Origin of the sequence: Synechococcus sp. LTW-R (assembly GCF_014217875.1) — a bacterium.
Taxonomy (GTDB): domain Bacteria; phylum Cyanobacteriota; class Cyanobacteriia; order PCC-6307; family Cyanobiaceae; genus Vulcanococcus.
Genome location: NZ_CP059060.1, coordinates 102,737 through 123,874, shown reverse-complemented (window position 1 = coordinate 123,874; position 21,138 = coordinate 102,737). Strand labels below are relative to the sequence as shown.

20 protein-coding genes are annotated in these 21,138 nt (G+C 61.9%); 11 read left to right on the top strand and 9 right to left on the bottom strand.

Features of this window, described 5'->3' with window-relative positions; all coding sequences use genetic code 11:
- Nucleotides 1-15: 15 nt before the first annotated feature.
- The 3 genes from H0O22_RS13210 to H0O22_RS00670 all read right to left on the bottom strand — a co-directional run bounded on the left by H0O22_RS13210 (nucleotide 16) and on the right by H0O22_RS00670 (nucleotide 2,949).
- On the bottom strand, nucleotides 16-327 hold the full coding sequence (locus tag H0O22_RS13210) for a hypothetical protein (protein ID WP_255439367.1): 312 nt from the start codon (nucleotides 325-327) through the stop codon (nucleotides 16-18).
- A gap of 611 nt (nucleotides 328-938) precedes the next feature.
- The gene (locus tag H0O22_RS00675; protein WP_255439366.1) at nucleotides 939-1,469 is read right to left on the bottom strand and encodes a hypothetical protein; all 531 of its coding nucleotides are present in this window, start codon (nucleotides 1,467-1,469) and stop codon (nucleotides 939-941) included.
- A gap of 19 nt (nucleotides 1,470-1,488) precedes the next feature.
- Nucleotides 1,489-2,949 carry an apolipoprotein N-acyltransferase gene (locus H0O22_RS00670; protein ID WP_185187172.1) on the bottom strand — a complete coding sequence of 487 codons (1,461 nt, stop codon included), beginning with the start codon at nucleotides 2,947-2,949 and terminating at the stop codon, nucleotides 1,489-1,491.
- A 151-nt stretch (nucleotides 2,950-3,100) separates the two neighbouring features.
- On the opposite strand from H0O22_RS00670, the gene H0O22_RS00665 reads away from it, so the two are divergent.
- The 4 genes from H0O22_RS00665 (at nucleotide 3,101) to H0O22_RS00650 (ending at nucleotide 7,659) form a co-directional block, all read left to right on the top strand.
- Nucleotides 3,101-4,501: a tyrosine-type recombinase/integrase gene (locus H0O22_RS00665; RefSeq protein WP_185187171.1), complete on the top strand. Its 1,401-nt coding sequence runs from the start codon at nucleotides 3,101-3,103 to the stop codon at nucleotides 4,499-4,501.
- A 30-nt stretch (nucleotides 4,502-4,531) separates the two neighbouring features.
- On the top strand, nucleotides 4,532-5,335 hold the full coding sequence (locus H0O22_RS00660; protein WP_185187170.1) for a hypothetical protein: 804 nt from the start codon (nucleotides 4,532-4,534) through the stop codon (nucleotides 5,333-5,335).
- Between the two features lie 447 nt (nucleotides 5,336-5,782).
- Nucleotides 5,783-6,178, top strand: a complete 396-nt coding sequence (locus H0O22_RS00655) for a hypothetical protein (protein WP_185187169.1) — start codon at nucleotides 5,783-5,785, stop codon at nucleotides 6,176-6,178.
- A 707-nt stretch (nucleotides 6,179-6,885) separates the two neighbouring features.
- Entirely contained in the window at nucleotides 6,886-7,659 is a 774-nt protein-coding gene (locus H0O22_RS00650) for an outer membrane protein (protein ID WP_185187168.1), read from the top strand.
- 835 nt (nucleotides 7,660-8,494) lie between these two features.
- On the opposite strand, the gene H0O22_RS00645 is transcribed toward H0O22_RS00650, so the two are convergent.
- The gene (locus H0O22_RS00645; protein ID WP_185187167.1) at nucleotides 8,495-9,445 is read right to left on the bottom strand and encodes a carbamoyl-phosphate synthase L chain; all 951 of its coding nucleotides are present in this window, start codon (nucleotides 9,443-9,445) and stop codon (nucleotides 8,495-8,497) included.
- 765 nt (nucleotides 9,446-10,210) lie between these two features.
- On the opposite strand from H0O22_RS00645, the gene H0O22_RS00640 reads away from it, so the two are divergent.
- The 3 genes from H0O22_RS00640 to H0O22_RS00630 all read left to right on the top strand — a co-directional run bounded on the left by H0O22_RS00640 (nucleotide 10,211) and on the right by H0O22_RS00630 (nucleotide 11,931).
- Nucleotides 10,211-10,552: a phasin family protein gene (locus tag H0O22_RS00640; protein ID WP_185187166.1), complete on the top strand. Its 342-nt coding sequence runs from the start codon at nucleotides 10,211-10,213 to the stop codon at nucleotides 10,550-10,552.
- Nucleotides 10,553-10,599: 47 nt separating this feature from the next.
- Nucleotides 10,600-11,208 (top strand): FKBP-type peptidyl-prolyl cis-trans isomerase, encoded by a 609-nt coding sequence (locus H0O22_RS00635; protein ID WP_185187165.1) that lies wholly within the window; start codon nucleotides 10,600-10,602, stop codon nucleotides 11,206-11,208.
- Between the two features lie 123 nt (nucleotides 11,209-11,331).
- Nucleotides 11,332-11,931 (top strand): superoxide dismutase, encoded by a 600-nt coding sequence (locus H0O22_RS00630; RefSeq protein WP_185187164.1) that lies wholly within the window; start codon nucleotides 11,332-11,334, stop codon nucleotides 11,929-11,931.
- A 44-nt stretch (nucleotides 11,932-11,975) separates the two neighbouring features.
- Here the strand turns inward: H0O22_RS00630 and queA are convergent, their stop codons facing one another.
- The 5 genes from queA to lipB all read right to left on the bottom strand — a co-directional run bounded on the left by queA (nucleotide 11,976) and on the right by lipB (nucleotide 17,622).
- Nucleotides 11,976-13,070: a tRNA preQ1(34) S-adenosylmethionine ribosyltransferase-isomerase QueA gene (gene queA / locus H0O22_RS00625; protein WP_185188201.1), complete on the bottom strand. Its 1,095-nt coding sequence runs from the start codon at nucleotides 13,068-13,070 to the stop codon at nucleotides 11,976-11,978.
- Entirely contained in the window at nucleotides 13,067-14,395 is a 1,329-nt protein-coding gene (locus tag H0O22_RS00620) for a dihydrolipoamide acetyltransferase family protein (protein ID WP_185187163.1), read from the bottom strand. Before H0O22_RS00620 ends, queA begins: the two co-directional genes overlap by 4 nt.
- Before the next feature lie 67 nt (nucleotides 14,396-14,462).
- Nucleotides 14,463-14,906, bottom strand: a complete 444-nt coding sequence (locus tag H0O22_RS00615; RefSeq protein ID WP_185187162.1) for a YlqD family protein — start codon at nucleotides 14,904-14,906, stop codon at nucleotides 14,463-14,465.
- Between the two features lie 76 nt (nucleotides 14,907-14,982).
- On the bottom strand, nucleotides 14,983-16,899 hold the full coding sequence (locus H0O22_RS00610; protein WP_185187161.1) for an AMP-binding protein: 1,917 nt from the start codon (nucleotides 16,897-16,899) through the stop codon (nucleotides 14,983-14,985).
- A gap of 27 nt (nucleotides 16,900-16,926) precedes the next feature.
- Nucleotides 16,927-17,622 carry a lipoyl(octanoyl) transferase LipB gene (lipB, locus tag H0O22_RS00605; RefSeq protein ID WP_185187160.1) on the bottom strand — a complete coding sequence of 232 codons (696 nt, stop codon included), beginning with the start codon at nucleotides 17,620-17,622 and terminating at the stop codon, nucleotides 16,927-16,929.
- Between the two features lie 47 nt (nucleotides 17,623-17,669).
- Here lipB and hpf point away from each other — a divergent pair, with 47 nt between their 5' ends.
- Genes hpf through H0O22_RS00585 form a run of 4 tightly spaced genes read left to right on the top strand, consistent with a single transcriptional unit; the run spans nucleotide 17,670 to nucleotide 21,124 of the window.
- Nucleotides 17,670-18,257 (top strand): ribosome hibernation-promoting factor, HPF/YfiA family, encoded by a 588-nt coding sequence (gene hpf / locus H0O22_RS00600; protein WP_185187159.1) that lies wholly within the window; start codon nucleotides 17,670-17,672, stop codon nucleotides 18,255-18,257.
- A 34-nt stretch (nucleotides 18,258-18,291) separates the two neighbouring features.
- Complete coding sequence (gene deoC, locus H0O22_RS00595; RefSeq protein ID WP_185187158.1) at nucleotides 18,292-18,963, top strand: deoxyribose-phosphate aldolase; 672 nt, start codon at nucleotides 18,292-18,294, stop codon at nucleotides 18,961-18,963.
- Nucleotides 18,960-19,769: a DNA repair protein RecO gene (gene recO / locus H0O22_RS00590; protein WP_185187157.1), complete on the top strand. Its 810-nt coding sequence runs from the start codon at nucleotides 18,960-18,962 to the stop codon at nucleotides 19,767-19,769. Before deoC ends, recO begins: the two co-directional genes overlap by 4 nt.
- A 5-nt stretch (nucleotides 19,770-19,774) precedes the next feature.
- Complete coding sequence (locus tag H0O22_RS00585; RefSeq protein WP_185188200.1) at nucleotides 19,775-21,124, top strand: MFS transporter; 1,350 nt, start codon at nucleotides 19,775-19,777, stop codon at nucleotides 21,122-21,124.
- Nucleotides 21,125-21,138: the final 14 nt, after the last annotated feature.

Genomic DNA, 21,138 nt, shown 5'->3' with positions numbered 1-21,138 from the left:
CCCAAGTGATCCCTCTCAAAGATCGGCTGACGCCCAGTGCTGCATCACATGGGCCGACTCGTGGGCCAAGGTCTCCCAGACCCGCTGGGGATCACCTTTGAGGTTGTTCGCGCAGAGGACGACGGCATTGCGGGCGAAGACAAACGCACCCATCAATTGCTTGGGGCAATCCCGCGCCACCAATGTCTCGGTTCCCGCCCGACGCAGCAGTCCCTGAAGCAGCGCAATCGACCTGAGGCGCTCCGCCCGCGCAGGAGACGCCACGAGAGCAAACCCCAGCAGCACATCCGCTGCGGCCAGCCAACGACTTGCGCCAGAGACCCGCAAACGCCGCCACTCTCATTCCTGGTCTCAGCAGACCCAAGACAGGTGGTTGCGGGTCTTTTCAGGACAAACCTCTACAGATTTCAGCCCCGCCCAGGGCGATGAGCCGATGCGGCGTCACTCAACCAGAAGGCATGCACCCCCTTGGCCGTCAGATACAGAAGGATCGCCGTCAGAGACACAAGGTCCGGCATCGCGCTTGCGACGAATGCGTCTCAACTCTGAGTCGACAGGTGCCCGATCAAGAGCAAGCAGGCGACCTCAAGCTGTGACGCAGGACTCAATCGAACGTCTCGTAGGGATCCTCCACCGCTTCAGCGCGCACCCAATAGGGACAACGGACCTGCGCCTCAGCATCCTTCAAACTCATCGTCATTCGCCAGCAGCGGCAGACCCCCATGCCGCCAGCGATGATGAAGTTCTTACAGGCAGCGCAACAGGGATAAGCGGTCACAGCGAAAGCGGCAACTCCTTTGGTCCTAGCCCTGGTGACCGCTTTTCTTCCAGGTATAAATGCCACACTTTTGGCGATTTAGGCACAACAACCTGCGGCTGAATACCTACGGGGAGAGCAGCACAAACCCCCAAGAGAAGACCGACGCTTGGGGGCGCCTTTAAGGCTTGCAGGTTGCCTTCAACAGGTGAGCCACCATGGCCGGATCCGCCTGCAGGGCATAGGCCTCAAATTCACGCTGACGGCTCTCCAGGGGCAACTGCGCCGTTGAAGCCACCACGTGATTCAAGTTGCCCTGCTTGCGCAGGTGCTGCAGGAAGAATCCATTCACCTGCTCGCCGCTCAGCTGACCGCTGGAGCGCAGACCCTCCGCCAAGGTCAGGGACGTAGGCGTGCCCAAGCCATCCAGGCAGTCCTGCACCACATGCACCAACTCGTGCTGGATCACCTTGGCCCGCTTCTGCGGGTCCCGCTCGAGGGCCGTCGAGAGACAGAGGACATTGGCGCCCATGTTGTAGGTGGCGAGATGGCGCGGCCCGCCGCACTCAGCCCGCTCGATCACCACAACCCCCAAGGCCTGCACGGCCTCCAGGGCCGCATCCGCCTGATCGGCTCCCCGTCCAGGCGCAGGAAGCAGCGCGGCGGCGGCCACCAAGCCCAGACCCAGGAGACCAGAGCGGAAGGAAAGCAAAAGGCGCCTTAAGCAAGTCTCAAGATTGTCTCATGCGAGACCGGCTTGCGACGAAGCCCCCGGCGGCGGCGAGCAGCAGCGGCCATTCCCCGAGGCGGCCATACGGGGTCCCGCCTGAACGGAGTTGCAGTCGCACCAGCAGCGTCCCCGGCTGCATCGGGGCGAGGGATACCCCCAGCGCCCCATCGGGCTGCACCACCAAGCTCGGCCCACTGTTGGCCGCACTCACCAACCAGCGACTGGCCTCGATTGCCCGCAACTGGGAGAGGGCCTGGAACTGTTGCTGCAACAGCCGCGGATAGGGGTCCAGGTTGGCGCTAGCCAGGATCCAGCCGGCCCCAGCCTGCGCCGCACCGATCAGGCCCGCCCCATCGGCGATCTCGTAGCAAATGGCGACGGCCAGATCACCCGCCGGGCGCCGCAGCAACCGCGACTCCGGCCCAGGCTCCACGCCGCCGACCGCGGACAATCCCGCCCAACGCAACAGGGAGCCACCGGGGACCCATTCCCCCAGAGGCACCAGCCGGTGCTTATCGATCGCACCGTTCGCCTCCAGCTGCCCCGGGGGAAAGCGCAGAACACTGCTGCGCAGCACAATCTCCTCCTGGCGGAAGCCACCGCTGAGTACCTCGACCGCCCCTGGCGCAGGCAGCCCCTGCCCTAGGGCCAACGCACCCTCCGGCAACACCAACAGCTCCGCGCCCCGGGCCTCCGCCTCCGCCTGGGCCTGCCGCAAGCGGCGCTCCAGGGCCCGCTGCTGGGTCCAACTGAACTTCTCCCGGGTCGGGATATCGGGCTGAAGCACCAGCACCGACAACCAGGGAGCCGCCGGATCAGCCAGGGCGCTGCGCTGGAGCTGCTGCCAGCCGAGGCCATGGAGCAACGCCACCGCCAACAGCCAAGCCAGACCACCGCGCCAGAGCCCCCGCCGGCCCTCCCACCAAGCGGCCAGCAGGCGCCAGAGCCCCCAGGCCAGCAACAACTGCACGGCCGCCAGCCCGCCAGCACCGACCCACTGGGCCAGGCCCGCCAAGGCGCGGTCACCGGGCAGGGCCACCGAACCCAGCCCCAGCCAAAACAACGGCCCCTTGGCCATCCAGACCTCGCCCAGGCCCCAGAGCGCAGAGCCCAACAGCGCCACGGACCAACGGCCGGCCCCCAGACGCCCGACAAGGCCCCGCCAGAGGGAGACCAAGCCCGCACCCAGTAGCCCCAAGGCCACGTAGAGCAGGAGACAGAGCGGCAGGCTCCAGGGAAGGGGCACCCCGATCCAATCGAGGGGGTGCAACCAGAGCAACCAGCGATGGCTGAGCAAGACCGCGGCACCAGCCCAAAGGGCCGCCGGCCCTGGCCCCAAGGCCCAAAGCGGCACCAGCGCGAGCCAGAGCAGGGGCGGCGCGCCCAAAGGAGGCAAGGCCGCACCGGCGAGCAGCCCTGCCAGCAGGGCGCCAATCCAGACCAGTCGCCGGTTCTCTGCCATGGCCACCGACCCTAAAGAGCGTCATGGTGCAGACAGCGCACCTTCGCGGGTTCATGGATCCCAGCCGGATCTCCTATCACTAGCTCTCACACGCTTTTAGGATGGTTGCAACAGGCATTCAAACCTGTTCAAACTCTTAGACCACCGAGCCATGACCATCCACACCAAGGCAAAGGTGCTTGGAGGCAAGGCAACCATCTACTGCTACGGCAAGGATCCAACCAAGTGGTTCATCAGGGTCCTGAAGCCAGGAACTAAGTCATACGTAGTTCGACTGGTTCCCGGGGCGACCAACCAGGCGGAAGCTGAAGCCAGTTGCCTGGATGCGTACGTCGCAGCCGTCGATGGCATCGCCAACCCTCCAGCAGCCAGCAAACCGCGCAGAGCAGCCACCCAAGACAGCTACAAACCGGCCAAACGGCAGCGCGTTCCAGTCCGTGAAGAACTGGAACGATTCCTCCAGGGCGAAAAGGAGAAGGTCCTCACCAACCGGATAGGAGAAGAAAGCTTCAGCCGTAAAGCCAGGTCGCTACGCAAGGACTTCATTGGATACCTCGATTTCCAAGAGGTGACCTTCTGCGACCAGATCAACAACACCTTCCTGGAGCGGTACCCGTACTACAGGCGCGGCAAGTCAAAGCAAACGATCAAAAAGGAACTCAAGGCAATTTCACAGTTCATCAAGAACTGGCTTGGAAGGCGAAAGCTTGTGGACGCAGAAGTCCTGTTCGACACCGACTTCGTCCCCAAGATCAAGATCTCGATGGGCGATCTGAACGCGAACCCGTCCATCAACGCTGCTGACTGGCTCACAATCAACAGGGAGATCAGAAAGCAAGTAAAAGAATCAACAACCTTTGACAACCATCGCCACCACTACTGGCGCCAGCTTTGGTGGTGCTTTACCTATGTCGCGAAGTCGAGCGGCTGCAGACCGATTGAACTGCGGAAACTGAAGTGGAAAGACGTTGACCTTGTCGAAGTTACCGACGGCAATGAATCCCGATACATCTGCTACCTGTTCATACGTGAAACAAAAACTGGAACACCCAGAGAAGTCCCGTGCTGGAGCCGAACAAGCACACGTCTGCTGCACTGGAAAGCTTTTCAGGACACCTACTGCGACAAACATGGCATCCCGAGATACGGACCCAATGACTACGTTTTCGGAAAGCCTGAAGCCGACAAGCTGCCTTATTCATCAGCCAGCTACTACTACATGTGGCGCAAGACTATTGATGCAGCTCAAGAAAGGTTGGTCGGCAACCGCTTTAGCGAAAAGCCATACACCATCTACTCACTGCGATCAACATTCATCGAGAATCATTTATCTAGAGGCGTCGATGCTTACTTGGTCGCACGTATCAGCGGACATGACATTAAGACCATGAATAGGTATTACGACAGATCCGACGTACGAAGCAGGAGCCGTGAGCTGACAATCCTTGAGCTTCCAGATGAAAAGCAGAAACGAGTTCCGATCTTCAATAGAGAGCACACAAAAACGAACTCTCAATTAAGAATCAGAACACACACATTCGCAGATGAGTAAAGCCGGATCAATCCACAATCATTAACTGTCATGCGGAAACATTCCAAACACCAGCGTCAATACCTAAAACGTAAAAAGGATTCAGAAAAGGACTTTAGGCTTGTTCCCCGTGAAGGCAAAGATCCAGGCGTTCGCGCAACAAGGAAGCCACTGAAGGTCAATGTCAGTCAAGAAGCATTTGACCGACTAGCTCAGCTAGCCATTCAAGCCGGAATAACCCGGTGGGAAATGCTGACCCGGATGATCATCCAAGGCATCCCTGGCTATGCCAGCTGCAGCTCAAGCATGAGCAGAACGGAGAGGTACCACTGGCCCTCTCACCTGCTTGAGCCTGAAGAACGAACGGTCAAATACAAAGGCGAGACAGGTTCCAGGCAGATCAATTACTCGATCACAAGCACTGCATGGAAAAAGCTTGAGTGCCACAAGACCGCCATTGGCCAGTCAAAAGCTCGGATCATCCAGTTTCTGATCCTTCGATACACGCCTCTTACCCAGACTCAGCTGGCGAAAGCTAAGGAAGCTGCTCAGAACCAAGCAGCTGAGGATTCAGCTCAAAAGGTCATCCGAACTAGCCGCTGGAAACCAAGTGGAAAGTTCTTGGATGTTGGTGATCGCTTTATCCACATCAAAGGAATCCCCGAAGAGATGTGGGATGAAGAGGAGCTGAACGAAATTGAGCAGCTCTACAGGCGTAAATGCCTGAACAAGCTGGCTCGATTGGAAGAAGCTGAAAAGCAGAACACACAAGAGTGGGAGATCTGGACACGGATGCTGGAGACCACAACTGAGGCATTAGGTCGCCTACCACAAAACGACGCAGAATCTATTTAAAGACAACAACTCACTAGCAATCCCTCACGTACACAGGGAGAAAGCCTCCCTCAGACAGTAGTGAGACTCCAAGAGTGAGCGCAGCGAACGATTGGATAGTCGAACTACTAAAGGATTCAACGACAGCTGAAACAGTATCAACCGGTAATAACAGGCGTTGAACCCTTAATCATGAATACTCTCACATCAGACATATGCACACCTACAACGGATTAACTCCAAAAGATCAGAGCTGGATTAACACTAAGTGTCGTTCCATCGCAAAGCTGGAGCGTCATGGTGTCAAAGAACGGTTCCTACGGCACGAGCTGTACATGCTTGGTGTCTATGCATTCAGACAGTTCCACCACGCGGGTCTACCGAAAGATCCAATGCACCCTGGCTTAAGTGATGAAAACACCAATAAGAACTAAGGGGTACATCCTTGATGCCAGCGTCATTGACCCAATGACAGAAAAGCTGACCGGTAACAAGATCTACAGGCTCAGCTTGATGCCGGAATCTCCATCAGTCTTTGATGAGATTGAGGGGGAGGCGAGACAAGCCAAAGAGCTTCATGCTCAACAGTTCACCTCAAACCCAGACTTTGATTTTGAGACCCGATCTAAAGGTTTCAAAGACCGGTTGATCAAGGATGACTGCCTGCTTTTTGAATCCTTATTCAAGCCAAAGCTGGAGGGTCTACTTGGGCGAATAGACAGAGATGATCTTTTTATCCCTGAGTTTGTGCAGGTTGTCGGGCATGTCCAAGTCCAAGAGTATGGCAATTGCTTCCTGTCCTTTCACATTGTGGAACCAGCATTCAAGAACGCACTGAGCTTTGAACCTGAAAACAAATACTGATTGCGAATAGATGAACAACAACACAACAACACCAAACCAACGACTCACCCTCATCAGCAAAAACGGAAGCATCCACGTTGGATGGGTCGAAGAACCACAAGCCTCACCGGCTCCAACAGAACCAATTCAGCTTGAACTTGATTTCAACCAATCAACATCCGACAACCATTAATCAGACAAATGAACAACCAATCACAATCACTACTCTCCCAATTCAGCAACCACCAGCTTCAACAGCTACGAAGAGCACCAACGCTTGAGGACAAGGAGCAGCTGATCACCAGGTTTAAGCAGGAAAACGCACAGGCTCAGGAAGTTCAGCGGCAGCTGGATGAGGTTAGGGAGAGTCTGGAGAGGATCCGGAGGCCGTCATCAAGGTTTGGACGAGGCCGCCAATGAGCCGCCGCCATACGCACCAAGCAACTAGTGACACTTGTATAGCTGGCTACACAAAGTCGCCGTAGGCCAGACAGAGATCATCCACAACAGCAAAGGTCTATCACCTCCAGATAGCTCAGATCGACTGCAGCACAGAGGATCTGAGAAGAAGATGCTCGGATTTGGCGCTGCCTTAATAGCCAAGCCGAAGTCAATCCGCTTATGGCTATGCCGAAATCGCAACTCAGGCCGGTAAAGGTAGTGGTCCAGCTCATCTCGGTTTGCGACTAGGTAGCTGATGAAATTAATCTGCTTTTCCTTGTGAGGAAATGAAGCTTCGTCTTCTGTTTGCTGCAGCTGCAGCCTCCGCTGTCGCCTTTGCGGCACCTGTCCGCGCCCAAGAGGAGTCTGCGGCTAAGGCAACTGGTTTTTACGCAACCCTGGGTGCTGGCGCATCCTGGACCGGCAGCACCGGTAACAACGCCAAGAGCTACACGGGTAGCTGGACCACTGACGAAACTTTCTCTGGCACTTACACACCGAAGCTTGACCTGGGTGCTGGCTTCGCCGGTGAGGCTGGTGTCGGCTACGACTTCGGCGATGTGCGTGCAGAGTTGACCTACATCTACAAAGGGTCAAATGTTGGGGACATTACCGGCAGCGGTTCTGAGACGGGAACCCTGAACGGCATCTCTTACACCAACTTCCCTTACAACTTCACACTGTCTGGCACCGGCACGGTGAGCACCAACAGTGTTTTAGTCAGCGGCTACTACGACATTGACACCAAGTCGAAGTTCACGCCTTATGTCGGTGGTGGCCTCGGCTACACCAACGTGTCTGTTCCCACCCAGACCGGTAATGCAACCCTTTCTGGCAGTGGCATCACGGCGACTCAGCCTGTGAATGTTGAAGGCGGTAGCGCAGGTGCTTTTGGCTATCAGGCCAAAGCAGGCGTGGCTTACGCAGCCTCCGAAAAGGCTGATGTTTTCCTGGAAGGTACTTACCAGGGTTCCACCGGCGTCTCCATCAAAGGCATCAGCTACACGCCTCTGAATGCATTCGGCCTCCGCGCTGGTGTGCGTTTCCGCTTCGGCAGCTGATCTGATCTCCTATATCTTCACACCAAATCAACCCTAGCCGCCCGAAAGGGCGGTTTTTTGTTGGCCTGATTTTGGTGACACAAATTTCCGAACCCACTTCACGTACCCACAAGGACTGCATTTACCCCATACCGGATGTCCATTCGCTGGCATTTGCAGCCACTCGCCTCATATCTAGTGCCAGCGTTAGCCGGTTACTGGGCGACCTTCCAATGAACCCAGCCGCGCTCACCCGCTTGGACCAGCTGAAACAGGAATGGCAGCAGCGCCTGCTGATGCAACCCAGTAGCGGTCAAGCGGACAAAAAAAGAGACGGGTGCCAACCCGCCTCGGTTTCTCCCTTGAAACCCATTCGAAGGTCTCGCATCGATAGTGCGACCAGGCCTGAAGTCGTGACGTGTCTTTGGTCACCCATTAAGCCTTGTGTGTGGGACTGAGCACTCGGCCTGCGGTTCTCAGTGCAGTCAGTCGTCAACGACCCACCACCGACCAGCCAAAAAAAATCCTCCATGGGATGACTAGCCACAGAGGTTTGCGCTCATAGCGACTGCGTCAGCGCTGTGCTGGTCTAAGAGCTTCGAGACTGGTGTTGGGTGGGTGGAAACCGTCCCCACCCTGATGCTTGAAGGGGACTACGACAGTCCTCAGCGAAAGCGGTTTGTTCGTAGCCAGCAGCAGCTGGTGTCGCTGCTCAAAACTCAAACTCGTCCTCATTGAAGAGTATAGAAATCTTAGATATAGGGCCTGATTTATTGGCTTCTGGGTGTGACTGAAGAAATAAAAAGCCCCTGCATTTACAGGGGCTTTAGGTGGCTAGACTCACACAAATATCCCATCAATTTCTTAACACACACGGCCACCAAATTAAGGTCAGGCAAACTCGGTCGTGCACCCGCACATCCCTATTGCTAGGCGTTGATGTTAGGGCATTAACAGCGGCATTGGTTTTCGGTGTTTCTTTGCCAGGACCGCCATTCGTATTGAAGCGCCACTTGATGTCAGCCGAAAACCGTGACTTGAAGGCACTGTCATAAGAGAGGTTGGTGCCAACCGTTAGTCCGTTGTTGATGGCATAGGCGAGGCGACCCAAGACGCCAGAGCCATCGGCATCGCCTGCATCGCCGTTTTGGTAGTAGTAACCAACAGAGGCTCTTAGTCCTGGCGTCAGGTTGTAACCAGCATCTAAGCCATAGGTGTCCAGTGCACCGCCTTGATAGACGGTGTTGAGCTGTTGCTCGGTGTCACCCGTTGGAATGAGCGCATAAGCATTGAATGCCCACTTATCGCTCACCGCTTCTGCATTGACAGCCGCCTGCTGGAAGAAAGCGGTGCGTGAGGCATAAACAGGGATACCTGTGTCAGAGGGACCCGTGCTCATTGGTCGGGTGTCATAGCCCGCATTCAGTCCATACATCCAACTGCGGTCACCATTGAGCCAGCGATAGCCCAGGCGGGATGAGGTGGAGATGGTGGTGCCAGCAACGGTGGTGTTGATGATGCTGCTGCTGTTACCCCAGTCCGAGAAGTTGGCATTCGCCAGGACATCAGCAAAGAAGACGCTGTTGCTGCCGACCACCAGTGGAAGGAAGCCACCCAGACCTGCTTGGTTGGGCGTGCCAGCGGCTTGGGTTTGACCTTGGATGCCGACTTGAGGTTTGACGATGTCCTTGAGCTGAATGCTCATCACACCCAGGTCACTGGCTGTGCCGTACCCATCCGCTTTTGCAGGGAGGGTGGTGACTGCCAATGCAGATGCCACCAACCCGATCCATAAAGGACGCAGCATTAGCCCTGTTGGGTAGTTGCAGTGATGTTGCCGTGGTCGCAGCTCCTCCGCACGGATAAATCGAGTGAGTGCAGGAGCGTTGTCGCTACTTTGTCGCTAATAAAGCCGGTTGAGACTGGCTGGACCTAGTGACTGACTGGCTTTTTGCTTGTCGTTTCGGCTGCTCCCAAAGCACCCGCGCCACCAAGCTGCTTCACTTTTCTTCCTTGGCTTGAGTGAGGTTCCTGGCCCAAATTTCTGAAGCCGTATTACGTAGGTGCATGGACGCCACAGTCCCCGTACCGGGTACCCACTCCAAAAACTCCTGATCACCAGCTGAGACCGGCTGTAACGGCTTTGACCGACGCAGCCGGAGCGATAGAGCCTTGAGCTGTTGACGGCGGCTACAAGGCGCGTCAGCGTTGCCCAACGAGATCAGTCTAACTAGGCGGAGATCGGTTGAGCTGTCCGACGAGAAACCTTCAAGAACCAGCCACAGCAACGGGACAGTCGTGCGGGTTTGAACAAAGCCGAGAAAAGGTTTGAACGGCGATCAACGGTGTGTCCCTGTGAACCATTCACTTGTTCTGGTCCAAGCCGGGACGCACCCAGCTTTGTATCGCTATAAACAATCCAAACGTTTCGATCACTGCCGATCTGTTGATGCGCTTGAGCCTTGGTTCTGGCTAGACAGACGGCACGAGCAGAGCTGATTCAAACCACCCTGTTCAAACCAATTCAAACCACTCCGTAGCAGCTCAAATCACCTGCTAGTAAAGAAGTGTTATGGATCCCAGCCGGACCCTTCAACAACTGCTCTTCCGCGGACTTGGCACCACCTCGTTGGTGGCCGAGCGCCTGCGGGGCGTCACCCAGGCCTGGGTGAGCAGTGGCCGCCTTGATCCCAGTCAGGCCAGTGCCTTGGTCGATGACGTCCTCGCCAGCCTGCGCGGCGAGAACCCCGAGCTCGAGAAGCAGACCGAGCGGCAGGTGGAGCGCAACCTGGATCACCTGCTGCAGGATCTCGGCCTGGCCCGGCAACGGGAGGTCGATGAACTGCGGGGCCGCATCGATCGGCTGGAACAGCAGCTGCGGCAGAAGCAATCCCAGCTCGAAATCCCGGACTGAGGGGCAACTAGGCGAGAATCCTTCGCTGATGCCTCTTTGATCCGGACATGCGGGACATCCTGATCAGCTCCGCCGTCTGCGTGGGCTGCCTCTTGCTGGCACTGGTGAGCCAGATCGTGGCTCCCTCCACTGTGAACGCCGCCCCCAGCCAACCCGCCGTGCAGCAGGCGGTGGCCAGCGCCCCCGCTCAAGCCAGCTTCAGCGGCCAGATCGAGCTCGATCCAGAGGATCCCAACCCCAGCCTCTTCACGATGGCCAGCGACGTCATCGCCGACAGTGGGGCCTCTGCCCTCGGAGGAGAAATGGTTGCGGCCAAAGAACGGATGACCCCCAGCGGTCTGCGCATCACCGACCTGGTGATCGGGGACGGCCCGGAAGCCACCTCGGGTCAGCTCGTAGTGGTCAACTACCGCGGCACCCTCGAGAACGGCAAGGAGTTCGACAGCAGCTACGGCCGCGGTCCCTTCAGCTTCCCCCTGGGCGCCGGTCGCGTCATCAAGGGCTGGGATGAAGGTGTAGCCGGCATGCAGGTCGGCGGTAAGCGCAAGCTGGTCATCCCCCCCGATCTCGCCTACGGCGAGCGCGGTGCCGGCGGTGTGATCCCCCCCAACGCCACCTTGGTCTTTGAGGTGGAACTGCTCGAGATCAAGGGCTGATCTGGGCTGCGGGGACCGCGCCAGCAGTGCGGTTCTCGCGACTTACGAAACTTCAAACGATCGTTAGGATGCCGCCGCCGTCCGGCATTTGGCCGGGCATCCAACAGCACGATCCTTCGTTTCATGGCTCATACGCTGCCCGCGCTGCCCTACGGCCTCGATGCCCTCGAGCCGCATATCTCCCGCCAAACCCTTGAGTTCCACCACGGCAAGCACCACAACGCTTACGTGACCAACCTCAACAACCTGGTGGCTGGCACCGATCTGGAAGGCAAGAGCCTGGAAGACACCATCGTCGCCGTGGCCGGTGACGCCAGCAAAGCCGGCGTGTTCAACAACGCTGCCCAGGTCTGGAACCACAGCTTCTACTGGCAGTGCATCAAGCCCAACGGTGGCGGCACCCCCAGCGGCGCTCTGCTCGACAAGATCAACGCCGACTTCGGCAGCTTTGAGAAGTTCGTCGAAGCCTTCAAGGCCGCCGGCGCCACCCAGTTCGGTAGCGGCTGGGCCTGGCTCGTCCTCGACAACGGCACCCTGAAGGTCACCAAGACCGGCAACGCCGATCTGCCCCTGGCCCACGGCCAAAAGGCCCTCCTGACCATGGACGTCTGGGAGCACGCCTACTACCTGGATTACCAGAACCGCCGTCCCGACTACATCAGCACCTACCTCGACAAGCTGGTGAACTGGGACTTCGTGGCCGCAAACCTGGCCGCCGCCTGATCCAAGCGATCCAACCCAAGCCCCCGCCGGAGCGGGGGCTTTTTTTATGGCCGGGCGCTCTCCAGAACCGCCTCCGGCGCGATCCACATCGCATCGCCATAGGAGAAGAAGCGATAGCCCTCGGCCTTGGCCTCCTCGTAGAGCGCCAGCAAACGCAGCCGTCCCACCAGGGCACTAACCAGCAGCAACAAGGAACTTTTCGGCAGGTGGAAGTTGGTCAGGAGCCCCTGAACCACCGCAAAGCGATAGCCGGGCTGAATCACCAAATTCACCGGACCGGCATGGGGTTGCAGCACACCGCCATGGAGCTGAGCGACCGCCTCCAGGCTGCGAACCGAGGTGGTGCCAACCGCAATCACCCGGCCGCCGCGGGCGCGGCACTGGGACACCGCCTCCACACAGGCCGCCGACACCTCAACCCACTCGCTGTGCAGCTCCAACTGGGTCAGGTCCTCGGTTTCCACCGGCCGGAACGTGCCCAGACCGACGTGCAAGGTCACCGTTGTGCGCTGCACCCCGAGGGCCTCGAGGGCGTCCAGCAGTTCATCGCTCAGGTGCAAGCCCGCCGTGGGCGCCGCCACCGCACCGGGCCGGGAGGCAAAGCGGGTCTGGTAACGGCTGTCGTCGTCGCTGGAGTGCTGGTGGATGTAGGGCGGCAGGGGGATCTCGCCGTAACGGGCCAGCAGGGCCTCGATCGCTTCCGGGGTGGTGCACTCCGCCGGAAACCGCACGACCCGGCCACCGGTCTCCGCGTCAACGGCCACGATCTCCAGGGGCTGGGGCGCTTGGCCGGGATGCTCCAGCTGCAGGATCTCGCCCGGCTTGAGGCGCTTGGCCGGTTTGGCCAGACAGAGCCAATCGCTGCCGCCCACGGGCTCCAGCACCAGCAGCTCCACCGCCCCCCCTGTGGGCCGGCGGGCCTGCAGGCGCGCCTTAAGCACCCGGGTGTTGTTCACCACCAGCAAATCGCCGGGTTTCAGCAGCTCCTGCAGATCCCAGACCGTTTGATGGCGACAGCCCTCTGGCCCCTCGAGCGCCAACAGCCGCGCCGCATGGCGCGGTTCGACAGGGCGCTGGGCGATGAACGTCTCCGGGAGGTCAAAGACGTAACTCGAGAGCAGCTGATCGTCGCTGATCAGAAGGCCAGGCTCTCGGGGTTGGTCTCGATCAGCTGGGCCAGATCCTTGAGGAAGGCCGCCGCATCGGCGCCATAGATCACGCGGTGATCGCAGGTCAGATTCACCTGCATCTGGTTCGCAACCCTGATCGAGCCGTCCTTGCCGCCGACCACGGTGGGACGCGAGGCGGCCACCGCCAGGATCGCGCCGGTGCCCGGGGGCAGAATCGCGTCAAAGCGATCCACACCGAACATCCCCAGGTTGGAGAGGGTGAAGGTGCCGGTGCTGTACTCCTCAGGCTGGAGTTGTTTGCTGCGAGCGCGGCACACCAGATCCGCCCAGTTGCGGGCCAGGGAATGGATGTCGGTCTTGTCGGCGTTGGCCAGAACCGGGGTGATCAAGCCACCGTCTTCCATCGCCACGGCCACGGCGACGTTCACCGAAGCCGGATAAACCATGGCGGAACCATCGGCGCTGGTGGCGGCATTCACCTGGGGGTGACGGGCCAGCACCACGCCCACGGCCTTCGCCAGCAGGGCGGTCATGGTGATGCCCTTGCTCTTCACCTGCTTGTAGAAGGCGTCCAGCTTGGTGGTGGTGATCGTGTAGCCCACGCGGAAGGTGGGCACCGCCAGGCTGGCGACCATGTTGCGGTTGACGGCGCCCTGGAGGGTGTTGAAGGCGACGCTCTCGCCGGGGCGGCCAAAGGCATTGCCAGCCGGAGCGGAGGCCGGAGCCGCGGCGCCATTGCTGCTACCGCTCGCCGCAGGGGCCGAACCCTCAGCCACACGGGGGACCGCGACGGTCAGGCCCAGGGCCCGCTCAACGTCTTCAGCCTGGATACGGCCGTGGGGGCCGCTGCCGCGCAGGGTCTCCAGGGCCACGCCGTGCTGGCTGGCCAGTTTCTTGGCACGGGGGCTCGCCACCACGCGGCCATTGCTCACGACGGGAGCCGGGGCAGCAGCAACGGGGGCGGGGGCAGCCGCGACCGGTGCGGGGGCCGGAGCCGGGGCAGCAGCAGGAGCGGGAGCCGCGGCGGGGGCGGGTGCTGCAGCCGCTGCAGGGGCGCTGGGGGCCTTGGCCTGGGCCTCAGCAATTTCCGCCTCGGTTTCCACCACCAGACCGATGGTTTCGCCGACGGGGGCGGTGCTGCCTGCGGGCATCAACACCGCAGCCAGGTAGCCCTCGTTGAAGGACTCGACGTCCATGTCGGCCTTGTCGGACTCGACAACCAGGACGGACTCACCGCGGCCGACCTTGTCACCTGGCTTCTTCAGCCATTCCACGATCTTGCCCTCCGTCATGGTGGAAGAGAGGGCGGGCATGAAGATTTCGTGGGTGGCCAACGGAGGTCTGCCGCTCAATTGAGGCGGATTTTACGCGGCTCAGCGGCAGCCCCCTGATTGGGACGCCTCAGAGGGCTCCCTCGATCGCCTCGATCACCCCATCACGGACAACAACAGCCACCTGGAGCTTCTCGACCAGATTGTCGCCCACCTTGACGTCCGTGAAGCTGTCGAGCTGACCCTGCTCGACGATTTGCTCCATCTCCAGATCACGGACCTGGCGCTGCTGCTCGAGCAGCTGACGCTTCTGCTCCTCGAGCTCGGCGCGCTTGGCCGCCACCTGCTCCTGGACCGAGCCCACCTGCTCCTGGACACGGGGGTCGAGGGGATTGGCGCTCTGGCTGCGGATCGCCTCCACCAGTTGCTGCCCCTCTTGCTCGAGCTGCCCCAGCTGGGCATCGCTGTTGGCGATCGCCGCGCTGATTTCCCGCTCAGCGTCCTCTTTCCAGCGGGGGGTGACCACCGCGCGGACGGTGATGGAGCGCTTTACGGAGAGGGAACCCTCGGCCATGGGAGATCAATCGCGGCGCCCAGCCTGTCAGGGCTGGGCAGGGCCGACAACGTCTGGTGCGGGCGGGTTCCCGGCCCTAGCGGCCGTAGATCGCCTCGATCGCCTGGGTGTCGCGATCGGCGATGCGATCGCGCTTCTGCTTGAGGGTTTGGGTCAACAGACCGTTATCGATGCTGAAGGGCTCCACCAGGGCGACCCCCGCCAGCCGTTCATCCGGACGGGCCCCCACCCGCGCCTGCAGGCGCCGGTTCAGCCGACTGGTGAGGGCCTTCAGCAGAGCCGGGTCCGAGGGCGTCAGTCCCTGCCCTGCCGCAAAGGCCTCCAGGTTCTCCAGCTTCGGCACCACCAGGGCACCCAGGGCCTTGCGGTCCTGGCCCACAAGCATCACCTGCTCCACCAGGGAGCAGGCCACCAGGCACTCCTCGAGGGGGCCCGGCTCAATGTTCTCGCCGCTGCTGAGCACGATCGTGTCCTTGGCGCGGCCGGTCAGCACCAAGGTGCCGTCCGCCAGCAGGTGGCCCAGATCACCGGTGTCAAACCAGCCCTCGGCATCGAGGACCTTGGCGGTGGCTTCCGGTTTGCCCAGATAGCCCCCCATCACCTGGCTGCCTTTGGCCAAGACCTTGCCCCGTTCGCCGATCGCCAGCACTGCCCCGGTCTCGGGATCGGTGATCTTGATGGCCGTGCCGGGGAGCGGTTGGCCGGAGCTGCCGCGGCGGTTGTTCCAACGGCGCCGGCAGGTCAACACCGGGCTGGTCTCCGTCAGGCCGTAGCCCACTAACAACTCAATGCCGATGGCCTCGAAGAAGCCGTCGACATGGATCGCCAGGGCACCACCACCACTGATGGCCGTGCGCAGGCGACCACCGATCAGCTGGGTGCGCACCTTCGGCCAAAACAGCTTCTCGGCCAGACCATGCACGGGCCAGCTCAACAGAGCTCCGGCGGCGGCGGCCACGCGGCGACGCTTGCGCTCGGGGGCGAGGGTGCGATCGGCCGCCACCCGTCTCGCGAGGCAGTGATACCGACTGACGCCCAGGGCCGAGCGCAGCAACTTGGCGCGACTCGCGGGCATCGCCGCGAGGGCATCTTCGAAGCCGCTCAGCAGGGCCTCCCAGAGCCGAGGAACGCTGATCAAATAGTGGGGACGAACCCGCTGCAGATCCGGGCGCAGTTGCTTGAGGGTCGTGTAGGTCTGCTTGCAACCGCAGGAGAGCAGGAAGTATTCAGCGCTGCGCTCGTAGGCATGCCAGATCGGCAGAACGCTCAGCACCCGATCACCTGGCCGCGGCGCCACCGCCACCCCGAGGCTGCGCAGCTGTTGCAGCAAGTTGGCGTGGCTGAGGGGGACACCCTTGGGGCGGCCCGTGGTGCCTGAGGTGTAGAGCACCGTGGCCAGGCGCTCCTCGCCGCCCTCGGGCCAGGCCGGAGCCGGCCTCGCGGCCCCCTTGGCCATCAGTTCCTCCCAGGTGAAGCAGGGGATGACCGGCACCACCGAACCGCGGTCCCCCTGCAACAGCACCACAAAGCGCAGCTGGCCGAGCAGCTCACTGCTCAACTGCAAACGCTGGAGCAGCTCGGCGGACTCCAGCACCAGCGCCACCGCGCCGCAGTCGGCGGCGATGTAGCGCAACTCATCCACCGGTGCGCCGCTGCCGCGAACCGCATCCGCGGCCCCAAGACGCATCAACCCCTGGTCCGCCACCAGCCAGCGGGGGCTGTTCTCCGAGAACAAACCGACGACCTCGCCCGGCCGGACTCCGAGGGCTGCAAAACCGGCGGCGGCCTGCTCGATCTTCTGATGCAGGCGGCGGAAGCTCAACTGCTCCGGCGGCTTCGCATGGGGGGCCTCCAGGGCCGGAGCCTCGCCATGGAGCTCCGCCAGCTGCCCCCAGAGCTGCTCAAGGCCGCGGAGGGCACTCCAGTCGTGCCTCTCGGCCAAGGCGCGCTGATCGTGGCGACTGCCCGTCCAGCTGATCTCGGCGAGGGGCATGGGAGCACCAATCAATTGGCCCCGGTCTTACCACCCCTGGAGCTGCTCCTGCCGGGTTGGCGGGCGGAACTGCAAACCAAAGCGACGCGCAAAGATCTCCAGCAGCCGCGGCCGCAGGGCCGCCGCCGAGAGCTCCGGCCGCCAATCCACCAGGCGCCCGACCTCCCGATTGGCGATCCCGCAGGGCACGACTTCGGCAAAACCAGCGAGATCCGCCTCGACATTGAGGGCCAAGCCGTGCTGACTGATCCAACGGCGGGCACCGACCCCAATGGCGGCCACCTTGCGGCCCTCCAACCAGACCCCCGTCAGCCCCTCAATCCGTTCGGCCTCCAGACCCAGTTCGGCCAACAACGCGATCACCACCTCCTCGAGCTCCCGCAGATAGAGGTGCAGGTCAGCGCCATGGCGCTGCAGGTTGAGCACCGGATAGAGCACCAACTGCCCCGGGCAGTGGTGGGTCACTTCACCGCCCCGATCAATCCGAAAGAGCGGTGCCGGGGGATCCGCCGGATCAAAGCCCAGGAAGGCCGGGTCCGCGCCGCGGCCCAGGGTGTAGCAGGGCTCGTGCTCCAGCAGCAGCACCGCCTCGGGCCCATCGGGGTTCTCCAGCAGCCGCCGTTGCAACTGCTGCTGCCAACTCCAGCCCTGGGCAAAGGGGACGCAGCCAGGGGGCTCGAAACAGATTGCGTCGTGAGCGAGCGAGGCCGTGGTTGAAATCACTTATCGTTCCTAGCGTTTAAACGAGTCCATCGCCCAGGAGGCAAGGGATGAAGCTCGTGATTCACGGCCGCAATCTGGAGGTCACTCCAGCCATCCGCGAGTACACCGAAGAGAAGCTGAAGCGAGCGACCAGTCATTTCGACGGGATGGTGAAAGAGGCGGACGTGCATCTCTCGGTGGCCCGCAATCCCCGGGTTCCGCAACAGACCGCGGAGGTGACGGTCTTCGCCAATGGCACCGTGATCCGCGCCCAAGAACGCAGCGAGAACCTCTACGCCAGCATTGATTTGGTGGCTGGGAAATTGACCCGGCAGCTGCGCCGCTACAAGGACCGCCACGGCGACCACCACCACAGCCACGGTCACCACGCCAGCCAGACCCCCAGCGTGGTGGAGATGGCCGGCGATGACAGCGTCAGCGGCTCCCTGCTGGAGGGCAAAGAAGCCGGTCTCCCCCCCCGGGGGGTGCGCCGCAAATACTTCCCGATGCCCGCCATGGGTCTGAATGAGGCCCTGCACCAGCTGGAGCTGATCGACCACGACTTTTATTTGTTCCGCGACGCGGAGAGCGGTGAGCTGCAGGTGGTCTACCGGCGCAACCACGGGGGCTTTGGTGTGATTCAGGCCAAGGCCTGATCGCAGACACTGAAGGCCAACTGCGGCGTCCACCGTGCGCGACCTGCCCGATCTCGCCCCCCTGATCGATCACGCCCTGCTGGATCCCCATCAGGGCCGCGAGTCAGTGCTGCGCTGCTGCGACGAGGCCAAGCACTTCGGCTTTGCCGGGGTCTGCCTGGCCTCCCGCTGGTTGGATCTGGCCCGCGAGCGGCTGGGTCCAAGCGGCGGACGGGGCCCGAAGCTGATCAGCGTGATCGGCTTCCCCTTTGGCGCGATTCCCGCGCAGATCAAACGCCAGGAAGCGGAATGGGCCGCTGGCGCCGGCGCGGATGAACTTGATGTCGTGCCGGACTTTGGCGCCCTGGCCGACGGCAACAGCGCTCAGTTCTGCGAGGACCTCGCCCCGGTCGCCGACCTGGGGCTGCCCTTCAAGGTGATCTTGGAGGTGGGGCGTCTGACTCCGGAGGTCCTCGAGTGGGCCGTCGAAGCCAGCATCGACGTGGGCGCCAGCGTGCTCAAGACCGGCAGTGGCTTTGGACCCGCGGCGAGCATCGAACAGGTCCAACAACTCCGCCAACTCGCCCGGGGGCGCGCCGCCATTAAGGCCTCGGGTGGCATCAGCAGCCTGGAGCAGGCCTATGCCCTCGTCGAAGCGGGCGCCAGCCGCCTGGGCACCAGCCGAGGTGTGGCCTTGATGGAGGCCCTGCGGGCGAAGGACGAGTGAGCCCCGAACAGCGGCTGGAGGGCCTGGTGCTGCGCAGCAGTCCCCTCGGGGAAAGCGACCGGCTGATCACGCTCCTAAGCAACGACGAAGGCCTGGTGCGCCTGGCCGCCCCAGGGGCCCGCAAACCCAAAAGCTCCCTGGCCGCGGCCGTCCCCTTGGCGGTGCTCAGCCTGCAGGTGGGGGGGCGCAGTGGCCTCAAGCGCGTGCGCCAACTGCGGGTCCTGCGTAACTTTTCGAACCTGGCGGAGCGACTGGAGACCTTGGCGGCAGCCCAGGGCCTCGCGGAGGTGGCCCTGCTGCTGGTCCCCAGCGGTGACGCGATTGAAGGGGTCCTCGAGGACCTGCTGGTGCAGCTGTCCCGGTTGGAATTGGTGGTGAAGGACAAACAGGACAACCTCGAAGCCCTGGCCATCAGCGTTCAGGGCCTCACCCACCTGCTGGCCCTGGGGGGCTATGCCCTCCCCCTGGCGGAGTGCTGCCGCAGCGGACTTCCCCTGGATCCGCCCCTGGGGAACTGGGAGTGGCGCTGCAGCCTGTTGCCCAGTGAAGGCTTTGTCATCGGTGCCGTACCCGGCGCCCAGATGGTGCTCAATGCCTCCGAGCTCGCCCTGCTGCAACGACTGCTGCGGCCGGCCTTACCCCGGAAGCGCGATGGAGAGCTGATGGGACCCGAGCGGGTCTGGCTGCGGCTGCTGCAACTGCTCGAGCTCTGGTGCCGCGAACACCTCAACCGCAGCGCCCGCTCCTGGCGGATGTTGCGACAGTGCTTCAACGATGGGGCATCATCGGTAGCCGAAAGGTCCTGAAGAACGTGAGCGACGACCCGCGGTCTCCAGGAGAAAACACGGGATTGCAAGGGGTCTTGGCCCTGCCCGAATTCCGCAAGCTCTGGCTTGGGCAGATCTTCAGCCAGCTGGCGGACAAGTTCTACATCGTCTTGATGGTGTTCCTGATCGCCCAGTACTGGGCGGGGGCGACACCACCGGAGGGCGGAGCGCTCGTGGAGGCCGCCGGGGCCTTCAACCTGAGCATCGAGGGCCGGGCCCAATGGATCACCCTGCTCGCCACAGGGATCTACGTGGCCAACACCATCCCGGCCATGGTGCTCGGACTGGTGGCTGGGGTTTGGGCCGATCGCTGGCGCAAACGCGAAGTGATGGTGGCCAGCAACGGCATCCGCGCCGGCCTAGCCCTGCTGACGCCGTTCTGCCTGCTGGATGGTCCCCATTGGCTCGGGCTCAGCTGGGGCTATTGGGCCCTGCTGGTGATCACCTTTCTGGAGTCGGTGCTGACCCAGTTCTTCGCCCCGGCGGAGCAGGCCGCGATCCCGATGCTGGTGCCCACGCGCCAGTTGCTGGCGGCGAACTCGCTCTACCAAGCCACCAGCATGGCCGCCACGATCGTCGGCTTCGCCCTGGGTGATCCGATCCTGCGGGCCCTGAAGTACGGCCTGGGGGCCCTGGGCATCGCCAACGGCGAGTTCGCGCTATTGCCCCTCTGCTACGGCCTGGCGGCCCTCTCGATTGCCTGGATCCGCGTCGAGGAAACCCCGCGGCGCAGCCATGACGAGAACATCTGGCGGGAGATCTCCGACGGCCTCGAGGTGCTCAAGCAGCGCCCCAGCGTGCGCAGCGCCATGCTCCAACTGGTGCTCCTCTACAGCCTGCTGGCGGCGCTCTATGTCCTCGCCATCAGCCTGGCCTCCGCGATCCGTCAGCTCGGTCCCACCCAATTCGGCACCCTGCTGGCGATGAGTGGCATCGGCCTCGCCCTGGGCGCCGTCGCCGTGGCGCAGATCGGCCATCGCTTCAACCGCCGTCGCCTGGCCTCCGCCGGCCTCGGGACCATCGCCTGGAGCCTGGTGCTGCTCGGCCAACTGCGCGGCAGCCTCGGCTTCACCCTCACCCTCTGCGCGGTGCTTGGCGTCGGCGCCGCCCTGCTGGCCATCCCCGCCCAGACCACCATCCAGGAAGACACCCCGGAATCGATGCGGGGCAAGGTCTTTGGCCTGCAGAACAACCTGATCAACATTGCCTTGAGCCTGCCGCTGGTGCTGGCCGGAGCCATCGTGAGCCGCTATGGACTGCTGCCGGTGCTCTGGGCCTTGGCGGGCCTGGCGGTGGCCGCCGCGCTGCTCGAGCAGCCGTGGAAACGCTGCTAGTTTCGGCTATTGGT

Coding starts and splice junctions, on each gene's coding strand:
- H0O22_RS00670 (WP_185187172.1), bottom strand. CDS start 2,949: ATGGCAGAGAACCGGCGACTGGTCTGGATTGGCGCCCTGCTGGCAGGG.
- H0O22_RS00665 (WP_185187171.1), top strand. CDS start 3,101: ATGACCATCCACACCAAGGCAAAGGTGCTTGGAGGCAAGGCAACCATC.
- H0O22_RS00660 (WP_185187170.1), top strand. CDS start 4,532: ATGCGGAAACATTCCAAACACCAGCGTCAATACCTAAAACGTAAAAAG.
- H0O22_RS00655 (WP_185187169.1), top strand. CDS start 5,783: ATGACAGAAAAGCTGACCGGTAACAAGATCTACAGGCTCAGCTTGATG.
- H0O22_RS00650 (WP_185187168.1), top strand. CDS start 6,886: ATGAAGCTTCGTCTTCTGTTTGCTGCAGCTGCAGCCTCCGCTGTCGCC.
- H0O22_RS00645 (WP_185187167.1), bottom strand. CDS start 9,445: ATGCTGCGTCCTTTATGGATCGGGTTGGTGGCATCTGCATTGGCAGTC.
- H0O22_RS00640 (WP_185187166.1), top strand. CDS start 10,211: ATGGATCCCAGCCGGACCCTTCAACAACTGCTCTTCCGCGGACTTGGC.
- H0O22_RS00635 (WP_185187165.1), top strand. CDS start 10,600: ATGCGGGACATCCTGATCAGCTCCGCCGTCTGCGTGGGCTGCCTCTTG.
- H0O22_RS00630 (WP_185187164.1), top strand. CDS start 11,332: ATGGCTCATACGCTGCCCGCGCTGCCCTACGGCCTCGATGCCCTCGAG.
- H0O22_RS00615 (WP_185187162.1), bottom strand. CDS start 14,906: ATGGCCGAGGGTTCCCTCTCCGTAAAGCGCTCCATCACCGTCCGCGCG.
- H0O22_RS00610 (WP_185187161.1), bottom strand. CDS start 16,899: ATGCCCCTCGCCGAGATCAGCTGGACGGGCAGTCGCCACGATCAGCGC.
- hpf (WP_185187159.1), top strand. CDS start 17,670: ATGAAGCTCGTGATTCACGGCCGCAATCTGGAGGTCACTCCAGCCATC.